Annotated in this window: 19 protein-coding genes and 1 other annotated feature; of the genes, 18 read left to right on the top strand and 1 reads right to left on the bottom strand. The window is 36.6% G+C overall.

Translation table 11 applies throughout. From position 1 onward, the window contains the following. Positions 1-624 precede the first annotated feature (624 nt). Entirely contained in the window at positions 625-1,110 is a 486-nt protein-coding gene (locus IGJ93_RS10405) for a prolyl-tRNA synthetase associated domain-containing protein (RefSeq protein ID WP_095803803.1), read from the bottom strand. A 93-nt stretch (positions 1,111-1,203) separates the two neighbouring features. After that, positions 1,204-1,437, top strand: a binding site (T-box leader). 157 nt (positions 1,438-1,594) lie between these two features. Here IGJ93_RS10405 and IGJ93_RS10400 point away from each other — a divergent pair. From IGJ93_RS10400 to IGJ93_RS10315, 18 genes are all read left to right on the top strand, one after another. Beyond that, positions 1,595-2,236 carry an amino acid ABC transporter permease gene (locus IGJ93_RS10400; protein WP_067482655.1) on the top strand — a complete coding sequence of 214 codons (642 nt, stop codon included), beginning with the start codon at positions 1,595-1,597 and terminating at the stop codon, positions 2,234-2,236. An 11-nt stretch (positions 2,237-2,247) separates the two neighbouring features. Continuing rightward, complete coding sequence (locus IGJ93_RS10395) at positions 2,248-2,883, top strand: amino acid ABC transporter ATP-binding protein (protein WP_067482653.1); 636 nt, start codon at positions 2,248-2,250, stop codon at positions 2,881-2,883. A 20-nt stretch (positions 2,884-2,903) separates the two neighbouring features. Next, entirely contained in the window at positions 2,904-3,716 is an 813-nt protein-coding gene (locus IGJ93_RS10390) for an amino acid ABC transporter substrate-binding protein (RefSeq protein ID WP_285701580.1), read from the top strand. A gap of 227 nt (positions 3,717-3,943) precedes the next feature. After that, positions 3,944-5,266 (top strand): C39 family peptidase, encoded by a 1,323-nt coding sequence (locus IGJ93_RS10385; RefSeq protein WP_285701578.1) that lies wholly within the window; start codon positions 3,944-3,946, stop codon positions 5,264-5,266. 367 nt (positions 5,267-5,633) lie between these two features. After that, positions 5,634-8,405 carry a sigma 54-interacting transcriptional regulator gene (locus IGJ93_RS10380; RefSeq protein ID WP_285701576.1) on the top strand — a complete coding sequence of 924 codons (2,772 nt, stop codon included), beginning with the start codon at positions 5,634-5,636 and terminating at the stop codon, positions 8,403-8,405. A 78-nt stretch (positions 8,406-8,483) separates the two neighbouring features. Next, positions 8,484-8,900, top strand: a complete 417-nt coding sequence (locus IGJ93_RS10375) for a PTS sugar transporter subunit IIA (protein WP_071868844.1) — start codon at positions 8,484-8,486, stop codon at positions 8,898-8,900. Positions 8,901-8,926: 26 nt separating this feature from the next. Beyond that, entirely contained in the window at positions 8,927-9,397 is a 471-nt protein-coding gene (locus IGJ93_RS10370; RefSeq protein WP_071868845.1) for a PTS sugar transporter subunit IIB, read from the top strand. An 18-nt stretch (positions 9,398-9,415) separates the two neighbouring features. Further along, positions 9,416-10,201: a PTS mannose/fructose/sorbose/N-acetylgalactosamine transporter subunit IIC gene (locus IGJ93_RS10365; RefSeq protein ID WP_086270720.1), complete on the top strand. Its 786-nt coding sequence runs from the start codon at positions 9,416-9,418 to the stop codon at positions 10,199-10,201. Continuing rightward, positions 10,188-11,012, top strand: coding sequence for a PTS system mannose/fructose/sorbose family transporter subunit IID (locus IGJ93_RS10360; RefSeq protein ID WP_373270170.1), 825 nt, complete (start codon positions 10,188-10,190; stop codon positions 11,010-11,012). The genes IGJ93_RS10365 and IGJ93_RS10360 overlap by 14 nt, the downstream gene beginning before the upstream one ends. A 15-nt stretch (positions 11,013-11,027) precedes the next feature. Continuing rightward, complete coding sequence (locus IGJ93_RS10355) at positions 11,028-12,101, top strand: SIS domain-containing protein (RefSeq protein ID WP_071868847.1); 1,074 nt, start codon at positions 11,028-11,030, stop codon at positions 12,099-12,101. Positions 12,102-12,103: 2 nt separating this feature from the next. Beyond that, positions 12,104-13,108, top strand: coding sequence for an SIS domain-containing protein (locus IGJ93_RS10350; RefSeq protein WP_430596937.1), 1,005 nt, complete (start codon positions 12,104-12,106; stop codon positions 13,106-13,108). 749 nt (positions 13,109-13,857) lie between these two features. Further along, a complete protein-coding gene (locus IGJ93_RS10345) occupies positions 13,858-15,051 on the top strand; it encodes an MFS transporter (protein WP_067482647.1) in 1,194 nt (397 codons plus the stop codon). A gap of 654 nt (positions 15,052-15,705) precedes the next feature. Beyond that, a complete protein-coding gene (locus IGJ93_RS10340; RefSeq protein ID WP_071868849.1) occupies positions 15,706-15,918 on the top strand; it encodes a hypothetical protein in 213 nt (70 codons plus the stop codon). 33 nt (positions 15,919-15,951) lie between these two features. Further along, the gene (locus tag IGJ93_RS10335; RefSeq protein ID WP_071868850.1) at positions 15,952-16,230 is read left to right on the top strand and encodes an LPXTG cell wall anchor domain-containing protein; all 279 of its coding nucleotides are present in this window, start codon (positions 15,952-15,954) and stop codon (positions 16,228-16,230) included. Then, the gene (locus IGJ93_RS10330; protein WP_270346532.1) at positions 16,230-16,907 is read left to right on the top strand and encodes a WxL domain-containing protein; all 678 of its coding nucleotides are present in this window, start codon (positions 16,230-16,232) and stop codon (positions 16,905-16,907) included. Before IGJ93_RS10335 ends, IGJ93_RS10330 begins: the two co-directional genes overlap by 1 nt. Positions 16,908-16,996: 89 nt before the next feature. Next, positions 16,997-17,662: a WxL domain-containing protein gene (locus tag IGJ93_RS10325; protein ID WP_218657927.1), complete on the top strand. Its 666-nt coding sequence runs from the start codon at positions 16,997-16,999 to the stop codon at positions 17,660-17,662. A 104-nt stretch (positions 17,663-17,766) separates the two neighbouring features. Continuing rightward, a complete protein-coding gene (locus tag IGJ93_RS10320) occupies positions 17,767-18,765 on the top strand; it encodes a DUF916 and DUF3324 domain-containing protein (protein ID WP_270492840.1) in 999 nt (332 codons plus the stop codon). A gap of 8 nt (positions 18,766-18,773) precedes the next feature. After that, a complete protein-coding gene (locus tag IGJ93_RS10315) occupies positions 18,774-19,931 on the top strand; it encodes a leucine-rich repeat domain-containing protein (protein ID WP_071868854.1) in 1,158 nt (385 codons plus the stop codon). The last annotated feature ends 88 nt before the right edge of the window (positions 19,932-20,019 follow it).

Here is a 20,019-nt window from a genome sequence, read left to right as displayed (position 1 = left end):
GCCGAAGAAGTTGTTTTGGGAACACCGTGAATAAAGGATGTGGCGCAAAGCGTGTAGCTTCAAGCAATAAGGAGTTTTTTCTAAAAATAGTTTCTCATGTTTTTATGAAAAAAAGACTTATTGCCGAAGAAGTTGCTTTGGGAACACCGTGAAAAAGGTTGTGAAAGAAGTGCGCTGCTCCAATAAACAAGAATAAATTTTCGAAAATTGCTTTTCAAATTTTTGTGAAATTTGGACTTATTTGGAAGGAGTTATTTCTTGAATAACGTGAATAAAGATTGTGGCGCAAAACGCTTAGCTCCGACAAGATAGTGAGCAAACACGCAAAATAGCTTTTCATATTTTGCCGTGGATGCAAACTATCTGGAGGAGTTGTTTTGGGAACACCGTGAATAGAGGTTGTGGCACAAAACGTCTTGCTTCAAACAAGTAAGAACACTTTTCTAAAAATAATAGCTCAAAATTAGTTAAACAACTAAAGAATAAAAGAAAATCAAAAAAGCCACGCAAACTTCTACATGAGAAGCTGCGTGGCTTTTTATAAGATTTCTGCTATTTTTCAGCAGATTGTTTGATATGAATAAAGAAAATTTGAACCAGACTTATTTACTTAATTTCAAATGCCTATAAACTTTCAAAAATTGGCGGATGATTTAAATACTTTAGAATTTTTTGGAAATCTACAAAATCGATAATTAATGTTGTTGTATTTATGTTTGGGTGAAAGCCAACTGTGTCTTTTTGGTCGATTGCCGCATCAATAACTACTTGAATTTGATTTTCGGTATCGTGCATAAGGGCTAAAGGCGTGAGGGTGCCAGCAGGAACGCCTAATAATTGGGTCATTTGTTCTTCTGATAAAAAAGAAAGACGCTTCTCGGCTAATTCATCGGCTAACTTTTTTAAATCAGCATGTTTTTCATCAGGCAAGATAACAAGATAAATTTGCTTGCCTTTTTTTGATTTCAACAATAAATTTTTAACTTGAGGACCAGGTAAATCAAATGTCAAATTTTTAACAGATGTAATTGCTGGATGGTCCACTTTTTGATAAGAAATTCCTAGGTGAGAAAGTAGCTCGTACGCTTCTTGTTCAGTTGCTTGTGGCATATTTCATTCGACCTCCTTCATTTATTTTTATTTTAACAGGTAAAAAAAATTTGACAAATGAAAATTAATCCTGTAAATTACACGTAAGTAAATGAAATGACATCGAAAAGAAGAGTAGCCATTAGCAGTTTTTAGAGAGTCTCTGGTTGGTGCGAAGAGATAGCAACTAATTGTGAAACACATCTTGGAGTCGGTTTTTTGAAATTGAGAAGTAGGAGAACCCGGGTAGCCCGTTATAGCTGCGGTCATTGTTTGATGACCAGATGAGGTTGGCTGACTGTGAAGTGCCAACAAAAAAAGGTGGAACCACGTTTATTCGTCCTTTGGTCATAATGACCAAAGGCTTTTTTTTTCACCAATTTCTGGAAACAAGACCGCTAGAGGTTTTTTCTGCAAGGAAAAAGCAAACAGAGGTGGAACCACGTGTAAACGTCCTCTTGGCATCAAGCCAAGAGGGCTTTTTTTATTTAAAGGAGGAAAAACAATGAAAGATTTAATTGAAGTTATGCCGCAATTATTAGTTGGAGCACTGACAACCTTGAAATTATTTTGTTTGACATTAGTCGGCTCACTACCACTCGGATTGATTTTAGCGTTAGGATTATCGCTCAACTTTAAGCCAATTCGTTATCTTCTTCAAACGTATGTCTGGGTTATGCGAGGAACACCATTACTTTTACAATTGATTTTTGTTTTTTATGGGTTACCAACGATTGGGATTGTCTTCGATCGTTTTGAAGCAGCTTTACTAGCTTTTGTATTAAATTATGCGGCATACTTTGCCGAAATCTTTCGCGGGGGAATCCAATCTATTCCACAAGGACAGTATGAAGCAGCACAAGTTTTACAATTTAGTCCTTTTCAAACAGTGACGAAAATCGTGATCCCACAGGTAATAAAAATTGTTCTTCCTTCTGTAGGAAATGAAGTCATCAATTTGGTGAAAGATTCTTCATTAGTTTATATTTTAGGTTTAGGGGACGTTATGCGTGCAGGAAAAATTGCCATGGAACGGGATGCTAGTTTATTACCATTACTAGGTGTGGCAGGAATTTATCTTGCACTGACAGGAATCTTGACATTGATTATGAAACAAGTAGAAGAGAAGTTGAACTATTATCGCTAGGAGGAAAAAAGATGATCGAATTAAAAAAAGTAAGTAAAACATTTGGTAAAAAACAAGTAATCAAAGAGTTAGATTTAGTCATTCCTGATGGTAAGACATTAGCTATCGTTGGTCCTTCTGGTGGTGGGAAGACAACCCTCCTTCGTGTATTAGCTGGACTTGAAAAAGCAGATAGTGGTGAGTTTTATTTAGATCAAGAACCATTTAACCCAGCGGAACTAAAAAATCGGGAACAAGTGGTAGGCGTTGTATTCCAAGATTTTCAATTATTCCCACATTTAAGTATTTTCGATAACATCACTTTAGCGCCTAAGAATGTGTTAAAACAGCCAAAAGAAGTGTATACCAAAAAGGCAAAAGAGCTGGCAGAGTCTTTAGGTATCAGTGATTTATTAGACAGCTATCCTTTCCAATTGTCAGGTGGGCAAAAGCAACGTGTTGCAATCGCACGCGCGTTAGCTATGAATCCCAGAGTGTTAGCTTACGATGAGCCAACAAGTGCACTAGACCCTGAGTTGCGTCAACAAGTTGAAAAGTTGATTGTATCTCTGAAAGAAGAAGGTGTAACTCAAATTATCGTGACCCATGATTTAGTTTTTGCAGAAAATGTGAGCGATCAGTTATTAAAAGTAACACCAAACCAGTAAAAGAAAGGGAGAAAAAATAGATGAAAAAATTTACTCAGGCATTATTTTTAGTTCTTTTTATTTTACTCGGACTTTCTGGTTGTGGACAAAAGCCAACAGAAGACAGTTGGGCGACAATCAATCAAGAAAAAGAAATCACGATTGGCTTAGACGATACGTTTGTTCCGATGGGGTTTCGTGATAAAGATGGTAAGTTAACTGGCTTTGATATCGAGTTAGCTAAAGCTGTGTTTAAAGAATATGGAATCAAGGTCAACTTTCAACCGATTGACTGGTCGATGAAGGAGTTTGAGTTGACTAATGGAACGATTGATCTGATTTGGAATGGCTATTCCAAAACCCCTGCACGTGAAAAAAAAGTACAGTTTACACAACCTTACATGGAAAACCTGCAAGTTTTAATAACGCCTAAAAGTTCTAAAATCACAAGTTTTGCAGACATGAAGGGGAAGATTCTAGGTGCTCAAAATGGTTCATCAGGTTACGATGTCTTTACGAAGCAACCGGAAGTCCTAAAAGATTATGTTAAAAACCAGGAAGCTGTTCTATATGATAGCTTTAATGAAGCATTGATTGATTTGAGAAGTGGTCGAATTGATGGTTTATTAATGGATCGTGTGTATGCAAATTATTATTTGAAACAAAAAAATCAATTGCAAGATTATCACATTTTAACTGGAGATTATGCAAGCGAGGATTTTGCAGTAGGGGCGAGAAAATCAGATCAGACATTAGTGACAAAAATCAATCAGGCGTTTGATCAACTAGAAGCCTCAGGTGAGTTTCAGAAACTGTCACAGCGATGGTTTGGGGAAGATGTGACGCCAAAATGACTAAATGAAAGATAGTTTAAGAAATCAGTAACGGGGTTTCTTGAGCTATTTTTTATTTAAGTAAGTAAATATAAAGAAACAGAAGAGAAGGTTACCCTATAAAAAAGGAACACTGGTATGTGAAGATAAGAGCAGGTATGCGTCCGTTTGGATCACTCATGTTTTTTTATAAATGTAAAAAAGAATGTTATCATAAATGAGACATATTTTTACGGAGGAACAGTTTAATGAAAAAGGGTGTAGGGTATTTAGTATGTGTGACGTTGCTGTCAACAATGATGTTAGCAACGACAAGTGTTCTTGCTGAAGAAACAATTGATACAACGACGAATACAACAATGAATAAGCAGACGATAATGTCTACTTATACGGAGGAACAAACGAAAAGTAGTACAGTTACAGAGGAACACCAAGTGAATGAAGAAGTACAGACAACTATTGTCAATGGGGAACAAGTAACTGTTGAACCACCAGTCAAAGAAGGTCAAGCTGAGGCAGAGGCAACGGAGGCACCAAAAGAAGAGTTGCAAGAAGGTGGATCAAGTCTTTATGCGCGAAGTGCGATTCAAAGTTCTGTTCAAACATTTCCGATGTATCGTTTATTCAATCCCTATAGTGGGGAACATTTTTACACAAGAGATACTGGTGAGCGTGATAAACTGAGAAAAATTGGCTGGAACTATGAAGGAGTCGGCTGGCAAGCGCCAACAACTGGTGCACCTGTTTATCGTTTGTACAACCGTTACAATGGGGAACATTTTTACACGCTAAATGCGAAAGAGCGCGACAATATCACTAAATATGGTTGGAAGTATGAAGGCATTGGTTGGTACTCTTACACTGGCACAAATGGAATCCCCGTTAGCCGTCTGTATAGTAAACGGGTCAACTTGCATCATTACACGCTAGACGAAAACGAGAAAAATGTGATTAGTAAACAAGGCTGGAACTATGAAGGTGTAGGTTGGTATGCGGTAGGGAATGGCCAACAAACGAATGATGACTATAAGCTTCTTGGTGTAAAAAATTACAATCAATACGCTTTAGGTGCCCCAAGCGGTTGTGAGGGTGCTTCATTACTGCAAGCTTTACAATACAAAGGAAAAATCACTAACTGGAGCTTAACTCAATTTTTAAATACGATTCCTAAATCTACAAATGGAAATCCAAATACTGGTTTTGTTGGCAGTCCTTTTGTAGAAAATTCTTGGACCTATTCCGCAATCTATCCTGCACCATTAACAACTTGGGGACAAAAGTATGGCAATGTTCAAAACATTTCTGGAAGTTCGATGAATATTCTTTTAAATGAAGTGAAAAGCGGGAACCCAGTTGTTGCTTGGGTAACGATTAATTTCCAACCAATACGCTGGGGTAACTGGAATTTTGGGGTAGCAGCCAATAATAATCACGCAGTAACACTCGATGGCTACAACAAGGGCAGTAATCAAGTTCATGTTTCTGATCCAATCAGTGGCTCATATTGGCTAAGCCGAACAACATTTGAGAATATTTACAATGCAAGAAAATATGCAGTAGTTGTAAAATAAGTAAAAGACAAGACAGGGACAAAATTAAAATCCAGCCGTTCTTAACACATTTTCCAATTTAAAAAACGCCTAAAATTATCGTTTTCAAAACGAATTTTGGGCGTTTTTCTATTTAGGTTACTTTTGTTCCAGTCCAATTCTTTTATGAATTAGCCACCTGATTGAAAATAAAAAAATGAAAATTAAAAGGCAATCTCTTGAAAATGAGCAGGAGAATGGTTATAGTTTGTGGATTTATTTCCAGAAGGGAATAGGAAGGTAACGCATTTGAAGCAACTAATATATGATAATTAGCTACTTTTCTAAAGAAAAACAAGGATTGACTTTGAAGGCTTTTTTTCTATTATAAAGAGAAGGGGGGGAGTACATGAAAGAAGAATTGTTGAATTATTTGAAGAACCAAACGGCATTTCTCAATTTGAATGATTTAAGTGATATCTTCACTGCTTCAAAGTTGGCTGAAATATTTAAAGTGAAACGAAATACAGTTAGCCAATATTTAAATCTTATGACAGAAACTGGTGAGTTAGTGAAGATAAATTCACGCCCAGTTTATTATTTTCACAAAGAAGCATTCGAAAAACAGTTTTTTACTTTGCACACAAACTATTATGAAAGCGCTAAACAAATTTTATCTGAGCAACCCTTGTTTGGTAAAAAACAAGATTTATTTTCTCTTCTAATCGGTCACGATAAGAGTTTGCATCAAGTAATTGAACAAATCAAAGCAGCGCTTAACTATCCTGATGGTGGATTACCTGTCCTGATTAATGGAGAAAGTGGTACAGGAAAAAGCTATTTGGTTAAATTGATTCATCATTACTGTATCCAAAATGATCTTATCGCAGAAGACGCACCTTTTGTGACATTGAATTGTGCACAATATGCGAATAATCCTGAACTTCTGACTAGTAATCTTTTTGGACATGTGAGAGGGGCTTATACTGGGGCGAATGACGATCGCAAAGGCGCATTTGAATTAGCAAATGGCGGGATTTTATTTTTAGATGAAGTGCATCGCTTGACTGCTGAAGGTCAAGAAAAATTATTTACTTATTTAGATCAGCATTTAATTTATCGAATGGGAGATACAAGTAATCCAATTAATGTTCAAACAAGGTTATTTTTTGCAACAACAGAAGAGCTAACTAGTAATTTCTTAAATACATTTATTCGGCGAATCCCGATCCAAGTGACAATTCCTTCACTACAACAGCGAGAGAAGAATGAACGAGTCGAGTTAATTTATTCTTTTCTGATTAATGAACAAACAAAAATCAAACGCGATCTTTTGATTAGTGGTCAAACACTTGAATTACTGGCTAATGGAAAATTTAAAGGGAATATTGGGGAATTAAAAAATATTATTAAGGTCATGGTGGCTAAAGCTTTCTCTGAATCGATGAAAGAACAGCCAATCAAATTGACCATTTATCAGCTACCAGAAAGATTGTTTTCGCAACATAGTTACAACTTACAAACATCATTTCCAGAAGAAATAGTCATTCATAGTGAATCTAAAGTAGAACATTTAATGATGCCAAATACGCATAATCAAAAAAAAGTGGATGACTTTTTATCAACTATCATTTTAGAATATCAAAAATCTAACGGGCATTTGAACGAGTGCCATTTAAAATTAAAAGAAATAGTTGATCGGTTATTTGACTATTTGCTATTTAAAACAGACCGTAACCAAAAACATGAGACATTGCTATACCTAACGCAATATGTTCGTGAAACTTTTCAACAAATGGAAAATGCTTATCAGATAAAGTTTAACGGAAATAGTGTATACGCAGTTGGCTATTATTTATTTCAACGTGGTGCTAGTCGTTGGATACCTGAGGATCGACAGATTATGGGATTAGTCTATCAACTGGAAGCACAGCTCTTGGAAGCCTATCCAGCAAGCTATCATTATGTTGAAAGAATCCTTGAGTTATGCAAACCAAAGGTCGATATTGAAGTATCAGTAATGGATCGAATCGTTCTGACCCTATATTTAAAAAAAGCAGATTGGACCAAAAAACAGGGAATACCGAAAGCAATTATTGTCGCCCATGGTTATGCGACAGCTAGTAGTATTGCAAATGTTGCGAACCGTTTTTTAGAACATAATATTTTTGAATCATTTGATATGTCTTTAGATGTAACGCCACAGCAAATTGCAGAAGAAATCCTAGTATACAGTGAAAACAATGATATTTCTAATGGACTAGTCATTTTAGTGGATATGGGCAGCCTCAAAGAGATCTATCAGTATTTTCCGAAGCAAATCAATGTACCAATTGTCATTATGAACAATGTGACAACGCCACTAGCGATTTTAGTAGGTGAAAACATTAAGAACCAACGAACTTTAAATGAAATTGCAAGTGAGTCTGTTGATAAAGTACATTTTGATTGGGAGATCATCTATCCAGAGGAAAATCGACCAAAAGCCTTGTTAACCACTTGTCAAACAGGTATCGGAACGGCAACTAAGATTAGTCAGTTATTAGAAAAAAGTTTACCTAATTCCTGCAAACTAAAAATTTTGCCACAAGAATATCGGATTTTAAATGAAAGAAAAGTAAATGAGATTGTTTTTTCTGTTTATGACGTCTTAGGGATTATTGGTACAGATGATCCAGCGATTGAAGGTGTAGCATACCTATCTTTAGAAGAACTGATTTCAGGAGATGAGCATCAGAAATTGAATGAGTGGCTAAGTCAAGTGATGACACCAGAAGAAAAGCAGATTTTTAATACAAACATCGTCCGCAATTTTTCATTAGAAAGAGTGATTGATTCAGTCACGATTCTTGATACGGATAAAGTGATGAGTGAAATTGATTTATTTATACGCGACCTGGAATTAGTTAACTTGATTCAGTTATCAAATGCAAAAAAATTAGCACTATATGTCCATGTTAGCTGTCTGATTGAGCGTTTGATTCGAAATATCCCAATCGAAACTTATGAAGGACCCTTGGTATTTGATCAGTGTCAAAAGGAACGCTTGAAGAGCCTTAAGAAAGCTTTTAGTGTCATTGAACGTGATTATAGTGTCGTGATTCCAGATTCTGAAGTTGCTTATATTTTTGATATCGTCTATAGAAACACGGACACCTCAATGAAAACTGAAGAATTTTAGAAAAGTAAGCAGTACGCCACTAAAGTTGGCACGCTGCTTGCTTTTATTTAACTGTAAAGGACGGAGAGGTGAACATTATTGAAAAGAAAGCTGATTTTAGCATCACATGGAAAGTTAGCATCGGGGATAAAATCTTCTTTGGATTTGATTTGTGGAGAAAAAGAAATTGAAACACTAGATTGCTACTTGAGTGAAGAGTTTAATTTAGAAAAAGAAGTCAAAAAAATAATGGAACGTCACCAAGATCATCAGTTAGTAGTTGTGACGGATTTATTTGGTGGGAGTGTGAACAATGAATTTTTAACGTATATTCAACAAGACAATTTTTATTTAGTTACAGGAATGAATTTACCTTTTTTAATTGAGTTAACTATGCAGTTTCAAATAACAGAATCACTCTCAAGTTTAATTAAAGAAACTTTAGAGAAAACGAAACAAACGATTCTGTTTTGTAATTCATTAATCAGCAACGAAGTAGAGGAAGAAGAGTTTTAAATCATTAAATAAATGGAGGAAAAATAATGATTTTATTAACAAGAGTGGATCACCGTTTATTACATGGACAAGTGGCATTTTCTTGGACACAAGGGTTGGGGGCAGATTGTATTTTGATTGCAAATGATGATGTACCAACAAATGAAATTCGGAAAACGACAATCAAGTTAGCTAAACCACAAGGAGTAAAGTTGGTTATCAAAAATATCGAAGATTCAATTTCAGCATTACAAAGTGGTGTGACAGATAAGTACAAACTTTTTATTGTAGTGGAGTCAATTGCTGATGCCAAGAAATTAGCAGAAGGCTATCCAGAAATCAAAAAAATCAATTTGGGTGGAATCAAAGCAAAAGAAGGAACGCGAAGTCTGGGTAAGGCAGTCAATGTTTTACCGGAAGAAGAAGATCTATTAGCAGAAATGGTCGATAAAGGAATCGAAGTAGAAATACGACAAGTACCATCTGATAAAAAAGTTATTGTTACTGAAGTTCTTTAAAAGAAAGGTTGAAGAAAAATGTTCATTCAAGCAATTTTACTCGGACTCGTTGCATTTATTGCCCAGTCGGAATATGCATTAGGAACATCATTACTGTCACGGCCAATCGTTACAGGTCTATTTACTGGACTAGTATTAGGTGATTTGAAGACTGGAATCGTTATGGGAGCTACTCTAGAATTAGCATTTATCGGTTCATTTTCTGTTGGTGCAGCGATTCCACCAGATGTTGTTACTGGTGGTGTGTTGGGAACAGCTTTCGCAATTACTGCTGATGCGGGACCCGAAACAGCTTTGCTATTGGGCTTACCTATTGCGACATTGACTTTGATTTTAAAGAACGTCTATCTTGGCCTTTTGATTCCAATCATGAACCAAAAAGCGGACAAATACGCTCTAGAAGGAAACTATAAAGGTGTTGAGCGAATGCATTTGACTGCAGGGTTTGGTCTATCATTGATGCTAGGTTTAGTGGTCATGGTTTCATTTGTGGTGGGTAGTAAAACAATCGGTGATTTATTAAACATGATTCCTGATTTCATTCAGCATGGATTATCTGTAGCGACGGGATTGATTCCAGCACTTGGATTTGCTATGCTCGCACGACTTTTAATCAATAAAGAAGTAGCACCGTATTTTTTCCTAGGTTTTGCTTTAGCTGCTTATCTAGAAATTCCAGTTACTGGAATCGCAATTTTTGGCGCTATCGTAGCAGTCGTAGTTGTTAACATTATGAATGTACGTGGTAATCAAGAAAACAGTGCCCAAACTTCAACAGGAGGGATAGTTGATGATGATTTCTAATGAGAATAATGAGTTGAAAATCACTAAGAAAGATCTGAGCAAAGTATTTTGGCGTTCATTTCAGATGGAATTTTCTTGGAATTATGAGCGACAAATGAATCTTGCTTATTGTTATGCAATGATTCCTATTTTGAAAAAACTTTACAAAACTAAGAACGAAATGGCCAATGCTTTGAGACGTCATTTGGAGTTTTTCAATACAACACCACACATTGTTACGCTGATTTTAGGAATCAATGCAGCTATGGAAGAAGAAAATGCCAACGATCCCAATTTTGATGTGTCCACGATTGATAATATCAAAACCTCACTTATGGGACCATTGGCAGGTATCGGCGATTCTTTCTTTTGGGGAACACTACGTTTAATTGCTACTGGTGTAGGTACTTCGTTAGCAATGCAAGGAAATATATTAGGACCTATTCTATTTATACTTATTTTCAACATACCTCATTTACTATTTCGTTATTTTGCAACATCTTGGGGATACAAATTGGGAACAGGGTTCTTAAAGAAAATTCAAGAAAATGGCATGATGGGAAGTTTGACATTGGGAGCGTCGATCATTGGTTTGATGGTAGTGGGAGGAATGACAGCTTCAATGATTGATATCAATATTCCATTAAAAATTGGCACAGGAGAAAATGCAGTAACAGTTCAAAGTATTTTTGACGATATTGTTCCTCAAATTTTATCGCTTGGCGCTTTCGGTGTGGTCTTTTACTTACTTAAAAAGGAAGTCAAAGCATTAACGATTTTATTAGGCTTAGCTATCTTTGGGATTTTTGGTTCATGGGTCGGCTTTTTTTAGAATGGGGGAAATAAAATGGAACCAATGACAATGCTTCACTATATCAATGAGGAACAAAAAGCACTGTCTAAAATTTTAGATGAGTATGATTTTACGTTAGATCCCAGATTGACAAAGCTGAAAACAGTGACAATTTTGGCTACAGGATCTTCGTATAATGCGTGTTTATCCGCTAAAATGGCATTTGAAAAAATAGCTGATGCTACGATTGTGATTGAAGAGCCGTATCATTTTAATCATTATGGACGACTGATAGCGGGAACAGATACGATCATCGGTGTTTCACAAAGCGGGAAAAGTGCTTCTACTGTGGATGCTATCAAAAACTTAAAAAGTAGTGAGATACAACAAATTATTTTAACAAGTGATGTAACAAGTCCCATTGCACAAGTAGCTGATTATGTAATTGATTTGAATATGGGAGTTGAGACAGTAGGGTTTGTGACAAAAGGTTTTTCAGCAACGGTGTTACATCTTATGCTACTTGCCATTCGTGTTGGCGTTTCTAAAAAACAGATTGATAGTCACAGACTAAACGAATTAAAAAAAGAATTATATGAGCTAATCAGTCATTTTCAAGGAGTGATTGACCAGTCGAATGCTTTTTTTGAACAACACGAGAAAATATTGAAACTTGGTGGAAGATTCGTTGCATTAGGTTATGGACCAAATTGGGGAACGGTAAAAGAATTTGAAACGAAATTCACTGAAACAGTTCGTCGTCCTAGCCAAGGATTTGAGCTAGAGTCATACATGCACGGTCCTTATTTGGAGGCAAACTGGGAACATACACTGTTTTTTGTTGAAACGCCAAGTTGTAACAAAAGTCGGTCATACGCATTAGCAAATTATATGGCTAATTATGTTGGTAAATTGTTCAAGATTACAACAGAGGACAGCCCTGATAGTGATACTCTGGCATTGAATATTGCTGTTTCTGAGGAGTTTTCTCCACTACTACTAGTTATTCCGTTTCAAGTATTAGCTTATCGGATAGCCACAACCAAAGGGATAGATTTAAGCAAACGAATTTTTAATGATTTTGATTCAGTATTAAAAAGTAAAATAGAAAAAGTTGAGGAGAGTTAAAAATGTTGAAATTTAATGAACAAAAACAAGTTGATGATATTCAAGGTGCATTAAACTTACGTCCACACGTAGAGCAAATCGTAGATAAGATTTGCGAAAAAGGATATGATAACATTTTTTATTTAGGAATTGGAGGAACATACGCTTCAGCACTACAAGCGGAAACGTACATTAAGGGACATAGTAATTTACCGGTTTACGTTCAACATGCTGCCGAATATTATACGACAGGAAATCGGAGATTAACGAAAGATTCACTTGTGATTTTGTCATCTGTTACAGGAACAACGGAAGAAGTTGTTAAAGCAGTTAATGAAATCAAAAAAGTTGGGGCAACATTAGTAGGATTTATTGATACGAAAGATACATCACTTGCTGAAAGCTGTGACTATGTAATCATTTATCCTGCACCTGGTACAGAACAAATCAAATTCTTTATGGTAGCTGATCGACTAATGAATAACAATGGTGATTTTCCTGACTATGAAGAATATTATGCGGAACTAGAAGGTCATTTAGCCAAAGGATTAGTTGAGGCAGAAAAGCAGGCAGATACTTTTGGTCAAGCGTTCGCGGAAAAACATCGCCACGATGCAATGCATTATTTCATTGGTGCTGGTAATCAATGGGGAGGCGTATATTCGTATGCAATGTGTTATTGGGAAGAACAAAGTTGGTTGCGATCCAAGTCAATTCATGCAGCTGAATTTTTACATGGCACATTAGAAATCGTTGATGAAACAACACCAGTAACTTTATTCCTAGGCGAAGATGAGCAACGGCCACTAGCTGAACGCGTAAAAAAACTATTACCGCGTATCTGTGGAAATTATACGTTTATTGATTCAAAAGACTATTCTATCGAAGGAATTAGTGAAAAAAATAGAGGGAGAGTATTATCTCATTTATTGATGCACTGCGTGACACAACGAATTGATGCTCACGTTGAAAAACTAAATTGTCATCCACTAGATATTCGTCGTTATTATCGTCAATTTGAATATTAATTAAGAAAATAATGAATCTCTTTTGTGTGAGCAAAAGAGATTCAGACTGTAGACAAACACGCTCAACACTCTATTATTTTAATGATGTATTTTGTATCTAAGATTAATAGTTAGTGATATAGCAGGTGAAAATAGCAATACAGTTAGAATTAGAATGTAGAATCACGAGAAATAATCGGACAATTTTTGAGGTGATTAATGATGTAGATCCTGAAAAAAACTAAACTGGGAAAATTTGCTTAGCCAATTCGATTGCAGGATTTGAAATTTTGATTCTAAATGCCGAAGTTAGTGATGGAAAACTTCATTTTATTTAAAAGATGTTTCTTTGCAAAGTTATGTAGATTTAAGGACAACTATCGCTGGTGATGAAGGTGTAAAATCACCAGCTAAGATTAGCAGTTTACCGCAATATATAATGAGAAAATGAGTATGGTTGAATTACGCAACAGTTAATTCAACCATACTCATTTATTTAATAGAATAATCAGTTAGGAGAGGAGGAACCTTCAAGTGAAAAGCTTTTTTTTATTTGAAATCACTATACCGACAAGCTTGCAACAATTCATTGACTATTTAGTCAGTTAAAGCACTAATTAGCGACAGTTATGAGTGAGTCGTTTATTCATAATACTTGGATTGCTGAAATTATACTCAATTTAAAATTCAAAAGTACTTGCATTTTCTTTCGTTTATATGTATAATTTCGATAATTTAGGGTTATTTTTCAGGAAAAGGGGTAAGGTGAAATGTCAAAGTATCAACGGAAAGTTTTATTGTCAACATCAGCGGGAATCGCATTAGAAAATATGGATATCATGTTTTTAGCTTTTTCTTTATCTTCAATGATTGCAACTTTTCATATTAGTGGAACACAGGCGGGAATGATCGCTACAATCACTAATTTGGGGATGCTCGTTGGAGGTATTTTTTTTGGGCTCATGGCAGATAAATATGGACGAGTAAAAGTATTCTCACAAACAGTCATTTTATTCTCAATTGCTTCATTATTGATGTTTTTTGCTTCAAATATCTATCTCGTTTATCTTTTTCGTTTTATCGCAGGGATTGGTGCAGGAGGAGAATATGGCGCATGTATGTCCTTAATTTCTGAAAGCTTTTCGAAAAAACAAATTGGAAGAGCTTCTTCGATTGCAGGAATTGGCGCTCAGGTAGGGGCTGCTTTAGCAGCTATTTTAGCAGCTCTCGTTATTCCTTTGCTAGGTTGGAAAATGTTGTATGTTATTGGGGTACTGCCAGTACTAATGGTTTTATTTATACGTCGAGGATTGAAGGAACCAGAGGAATTCCAGAAAAAGCGAGTGACTGGTAAACCAACGAAACTGATTAATCTATTTGAAACAAAGAAACTAGCCTGGCAAACAATTGGTCTAAGTATCATGGTGACAGTGCAAATTGCTGGTTACTTTGGTTTGATGAATTGGTTACCTTCCATTATGCAGAAACAATTAGGTTTATCTGTCTCAGGTTCTTCAATATGGATGGTTAGTACGATTGCAGGGATGTCACTAGGAATGTTGACTTTTGGTATCATTATGGACAAATTAGGACCTAGAACTGCATTTACGTTATTTTTGATTTGTTCTTCATTGTCAGTATTCCTACTGGTAATGGCTCACAGTCAGTGGAGTTTAATCGCAGCTGCAGTTGTCGTTGGCTATTTTATCAACGGCATGTATGGCGGGTACGGTGCAATTATTAGTAGTTTATATCCAACTGAAATTAGAGCAACTGCGAATAATTTCATTATGAACTTAGGACGTGCAGTTGGTGGTTTTTCTTCTATTATTATTGGTTTTTTGATGGATCATTATGATTTGACCGCAGTTATCATTTTTTTAAGTAGTATTTATCTAGTTAGTTTGCTGGTTTTGATGACACTTACTGAGGTTAAAGCTTTAAAGGTAAGTTTGCAAGAATAGATGGTGTTGAAAGAGCTTAGCTGATTTAGATGCTAAGCTCTTTATTTATTACGTGATAAAAGGGACTACCTTCAATAGATAGTCCCTCAGACTGTAGACAAATACGTTCAACATTTAGAAAATAGAGAGTTGAACGTATTTTTTGTCTTAGTATCAAAGTAAAAAAAAGAAAGATGAAGGCTTTTCTTTTAGCCCCGTATGCACTGTGACTTTTCCCAACAAGGAAACCATCATGTATTGATTTATTTCATTCATTGAGTGTTTTGACATGTTTCTTCCGTATTTATTTAAAACGCTTTCGTGTATTGAGTGTAAAATAAAAAAACTGTAGATGTCACCCCTTTTTTGGGACTTTATTTATAGTCTGGAACCTCTTTTGTGTGAGCAAAAGAGGTTTTTGTTTTATAGAAAAACAAAATGGCTTATCTTACTAGTCCTGACTGAATAAATTTCATTTAAAATCATTTGGCCAGCTATTTAGGAATAAATGGCTGGTTTTGGTCGTTAAAAAAGCAAATTTCCTCCTTGCTACAGAAAAATGGACAATTTCGGACAAAAGAAAAATGCGGAAATTTCGAGTGCTTGCTAACATAAATTATAGAGTTGAGGTACTTGATTCGCCAGCCACCACCATAATGCGAAAGGGGGGATAATATGGGCAGTATGGAAATGAAAAATATTAATGTTTATCGTGTGGGATTTTGTAGTCAAAGAAAAAATGGTGGGATGTTACATGTAGAACGAGCTTTTGCATTTGAGCCAGAAATGACTGAAGCAGAAATCAAAAAAGTTTTGTCTGCTCGTATGGGAAGAATTTTATCGATTGAATATATTGATGAAATTGAGCGAGATGTCATTTGTTGGTAATTAAGTTGCTAAAAAGAAGATGGGAGGAAAACAGTGTGTAAATTTATTCGTTCATGTTTTCTAGCACTTCTTTGTACGCTGAGTTTGGGTTATACCTCAGAGGTAAATGCCAGAACAACGGTCCAAAGAGAATCTGAAGTACGTGTGAGAATCATCAATCCGCAAGATAGTAAGTTGGTCAATAACGAGAACAATTTGCTTCCCAAAACAGGGAGCATTGCAAATAACAAGTTCTTCTTTAGCGGTGTATTACTACTGTTGAGTGGAGCATATTTAATCAAAACTAGAAAAAGAAAGAAGGAACAGGAATAATGAAAAAAATTGGATTAACAGCTGTCGGTATTTTAGCTATTACAGGAGGTAGTGTTGTTGCACAAGCTACAACCGAGTTTCCAGAAGCAGGAAAAGCAGAGAGTTCTGTACGAGTATTGATTGAAGATGATGGAGAAATTGTCATTCCACCGATTGATCCGGAGGTGCCAGAACCACCAATTGACCCAGAAAAGCCAAATCCAGAACCTGGTTTACTAGATGTTTTGTATGTATCTCCTTTAGATTTTGGCACAGTTGTGTTGAATGGTGAAGAACAAGTGATTGATGCTGCAGATGATGTAGATAAAGCAGGACAAGTTTTTTCACCAATGGTTTCCGTTCAAGATCGACGCGCAGATGCGCAACGTCAAGGCTGGGCTTTAACGGTTCGGTACGAAGCTGATTTCTTAGATGGTGCAGAAATCAAAATGAATCCATATGTTCATAGTAGTAATCAAGAAGACTTTGGCATTGAGCCTGGCGGAGAAATTTCATTAAGCACTAATGCAACAACCTTTGCGGAAGCTGGTCAAGTACCGTATGCTCGTCACACGATTTCTATGGGAATGGCACAACCAGATCAAGCTGTTCAATTAGTTATTCCTGGAGAAGATTATGCTTCAGGTGAATATACAACAACGATCATCTGGGAATTAACAGACGGTCCGTTGGGCTAAACATTTGGTAACTCAAGCTAAAACTCCTTATGAAAAAAGTATTTAAAACAACAAACTTAGAAAAATAAAGATTAGAAAGCAGGAAAAAGATGAAATCAATCAAATTAATGAGCACAGCTACCTTAATGGCAATACTAGTAGGAACAGGTGTCCAAGTTTCCGCTACGACTTATGATGGACCTCTTGATGCAAATTCTTCGGTCACAGCAGAGATTACGATTCCACCGGTTGACCCAGAAAAACCAGGGATTCCACCAATTGACCCAGAAAATCCAGAACCACCGATTGATCCAGAAGAAACAAATCCGGAGCGTGGTGATGGATTATCTATCCGATATGTTTCATCACTTGATTTTGGAAGCACAGAGTTCTCAACGGAAGCACAACGGTTGACTGCACATCTGGATTCCGGCATGGAAGGACAAGAATTTGAAAACATGGTCACGGTAGAAGATATTCGTGGGGAACGAGACGGTTGGACATTGACGGTTCGTCAAGCAACAGCATTCATGGACGGCTCTGTTATGATGCTGAATCCACATGTGGCAAACAATGACTATGGTGTTACGACTGCTTCAGGTGGACTAATTATCAATACAGAAGATGAAGTTTTTGCACAAGCAGATAATCAAGAGGCCGATGCTGGTGTGATTTCCATGGGGATGGGGAATGTCACACTAGATGTACCCGCACGTGCAGGTGTAGGGGCATACGAAACAAGTTTGATGTGGAATTTGACAAACGGACCTGAGTAAGTCAAGACAAAAAAGCAAAAAAGAATGAACAACAGAAAAGGGTACTTATTCCCTTTTCTTGTTCATAACTAAAAAAAAGTCAAAAAAGAAAGGAAGATGCATACGTGCGACGAGTAGTAGTGGGATTGATTTGTTTTGCCTCTGTAGTAGGTTTGTTTTTTACGGGAGGCAGTTTAGTAGAAGCAAGTTCACCTGATTTTAGTGTACAAGCAGTGTTGCCCGAAAGCCAAACAAATGAAGGCGTTTCGTATTTTGATATTAACTTAGAACCAAAACAGGAAGAGACATTGGCAGTTCAAGTTACAAACAATTCGGAAGAAGAAATGACCCTTGACATAGGTGTGAATACTGCAACAACCAATAGTAATGGTGTGATTAACTATGGATTTAGTGAAGCAGAACCAGATGATACCTTACCAGTTAATTTTGCTGAAATCGTTGAGCTTGAAGACCAATCAATCACACTAGCTGCAAGCGAAACGCGCACGATTGAAGCGAAAGTGATAATGCCGGAACAATCTTTTGATGGCATCTTACTGGGTGGAATCACGATTTCTGAACAAGTACCAGAAAGTGAGAGCCAAATCACAAACCGCTTTTCCTATTCCTTAGCTGTGGTCATTAACCAAACGGATCAAGAAATTTCACCTGTGGTAGACCTCACACAAGTAAACGTAGACCAACGAAACCGTCGAAGTTTTGTGATTGGTTCGATTCAAAATCAAGCAGCAATGATTTTGAATGACGTACAGGTAGAAGCACAAGTGTTTGAAAAAGGAAACGAGACACCGATTTATACAGAAGCACGAGGCGATATGCGCATGGCACCTAATTCGACTTTACCTTTTGGGATTAGTACAGGGACGAAACCATTACAGGCTGGCGACTATCGATTAAAAATGGTTGTTGCTTCTGGCGAGGAAGAGTGGCAATTCGAAAAAAACTTTACCATCACCGCAAAAGAAGCCAGAGAACTAAATGAGAAAGCGGTGAATTTAGAAACGAATCGAACCGGTCTTTACTTGGCAATTGCTAGTGGTGTGGTCGTGTTGTTATTATTAGTGATTGCTTGGTTAGTGTATTCAAAACGAAAAAAGAAGTAGGTGAAAACATGAAACAGAAAATTTGGCAGAAGTTTTCCGTCCTCTGTATGGTTTTAGCTTTGATGATGCCAAGTATCGTACAAGCAACAGAAATCGTCGCCACAAGTGAGGCGGAAGTAAGCACTGATAAAATGGCAGAAGAAACTTCTGAAAAAGCAGAAGTGTCTAGCGAAAAACTGCCCGTCGAAGATGAAAATCAGCACAACAAAGAACATTTACCTACTGAGTTTTTAGAATCAGAAATCCCTGAATTAGAAGAAAATCGTTTATATGAGAATGAAATTCTAGAAAATAAGATTGGAGACGAATCTGATGAGTTAGAGTCAGGAATTGAGCCAAGCTGGATAATTATAGATGATATAATCTTTCGGTTTGAGGGAACGGACGGCAATTCATCAGCAACTGTGACCGGTTATTTGGGACCAGGAGGACATGTAGAAATTCCTTCGAAAGTTACTAATCAATTAGCTGGGTGGGTAAATCCCTCGCCAGTGACTCTTATTGGATCTCACGCGTTTCAAGGGGATAGTATTACAAGTGTGACAATCCCTGATACAATGGTTGGAATAGGAACATATGCTTTTTCTGACAACCAACTTACAAGCCTAATAATTCCTAATAGTGTGACAACCATCGACCCCTATGCCTTTATAAGAAATCGGCTTAATAGTATACAGATTTCCGAGAACCTTCAATCCCTATCTGTCGGTGTTTTTGGTTCAAACCGCTTATCAGATATAACGTTTCCGAGCAGTGTACAGTGGATAGGCCAAGGTGCTTTTGATAGTAATCTGTTAACAAGTTTAGTGCTACCAGAGAAAATTGGATATATAGGCGAGCGTGCGTTTAGTCGGAATTTAATTTCGCATGTAAAGTTTCTAGGTATGGGGGGCACTATACAGAGATGGATATTTGAAGGGAATCCAGTGCGTTATATAGAAACTAAACTCGAATACCTAGAAACAGTACGGAATTCATTGGAAGCACACTTGGTCATGTCTGGAGTTTCCGAACAAACGATACTTCGTTCATTGGCGTATATAGAGGGGACTCAGAGTAATCTTACGGTGGGCTATGGAGAAGATGTCAGTTATGAAATTTCACAGCAATATCGACTACAAACAAATTTTATGGGAACCATATACACCAGAGGTTCAGTGGTTTAAGGATGAAGCTGAATTATCTAGTCAAACAGAGCCAATACTTCATCTTGAATTGGAGGAACTACTCAATATTTAGATGATTCTTATCCTT

The sequence above is a fragment of the Enterococcus sp. DIV0174 genome, assembly GCF_050529065.1.
In the GTDB taxonomy this organism is placed as follows: domain Bacteria; phylum Bacillota; class Bacilli; order Lactobacillales; family Enterococcaceae; genus Enterococcus_B; species Enterococcus_B thailandicus.
The sequence above is the reverse complement of the archived record's forward strand: the minus strand, read 5'-3'. Positions and strand labels throughout refer to the sequence as shown.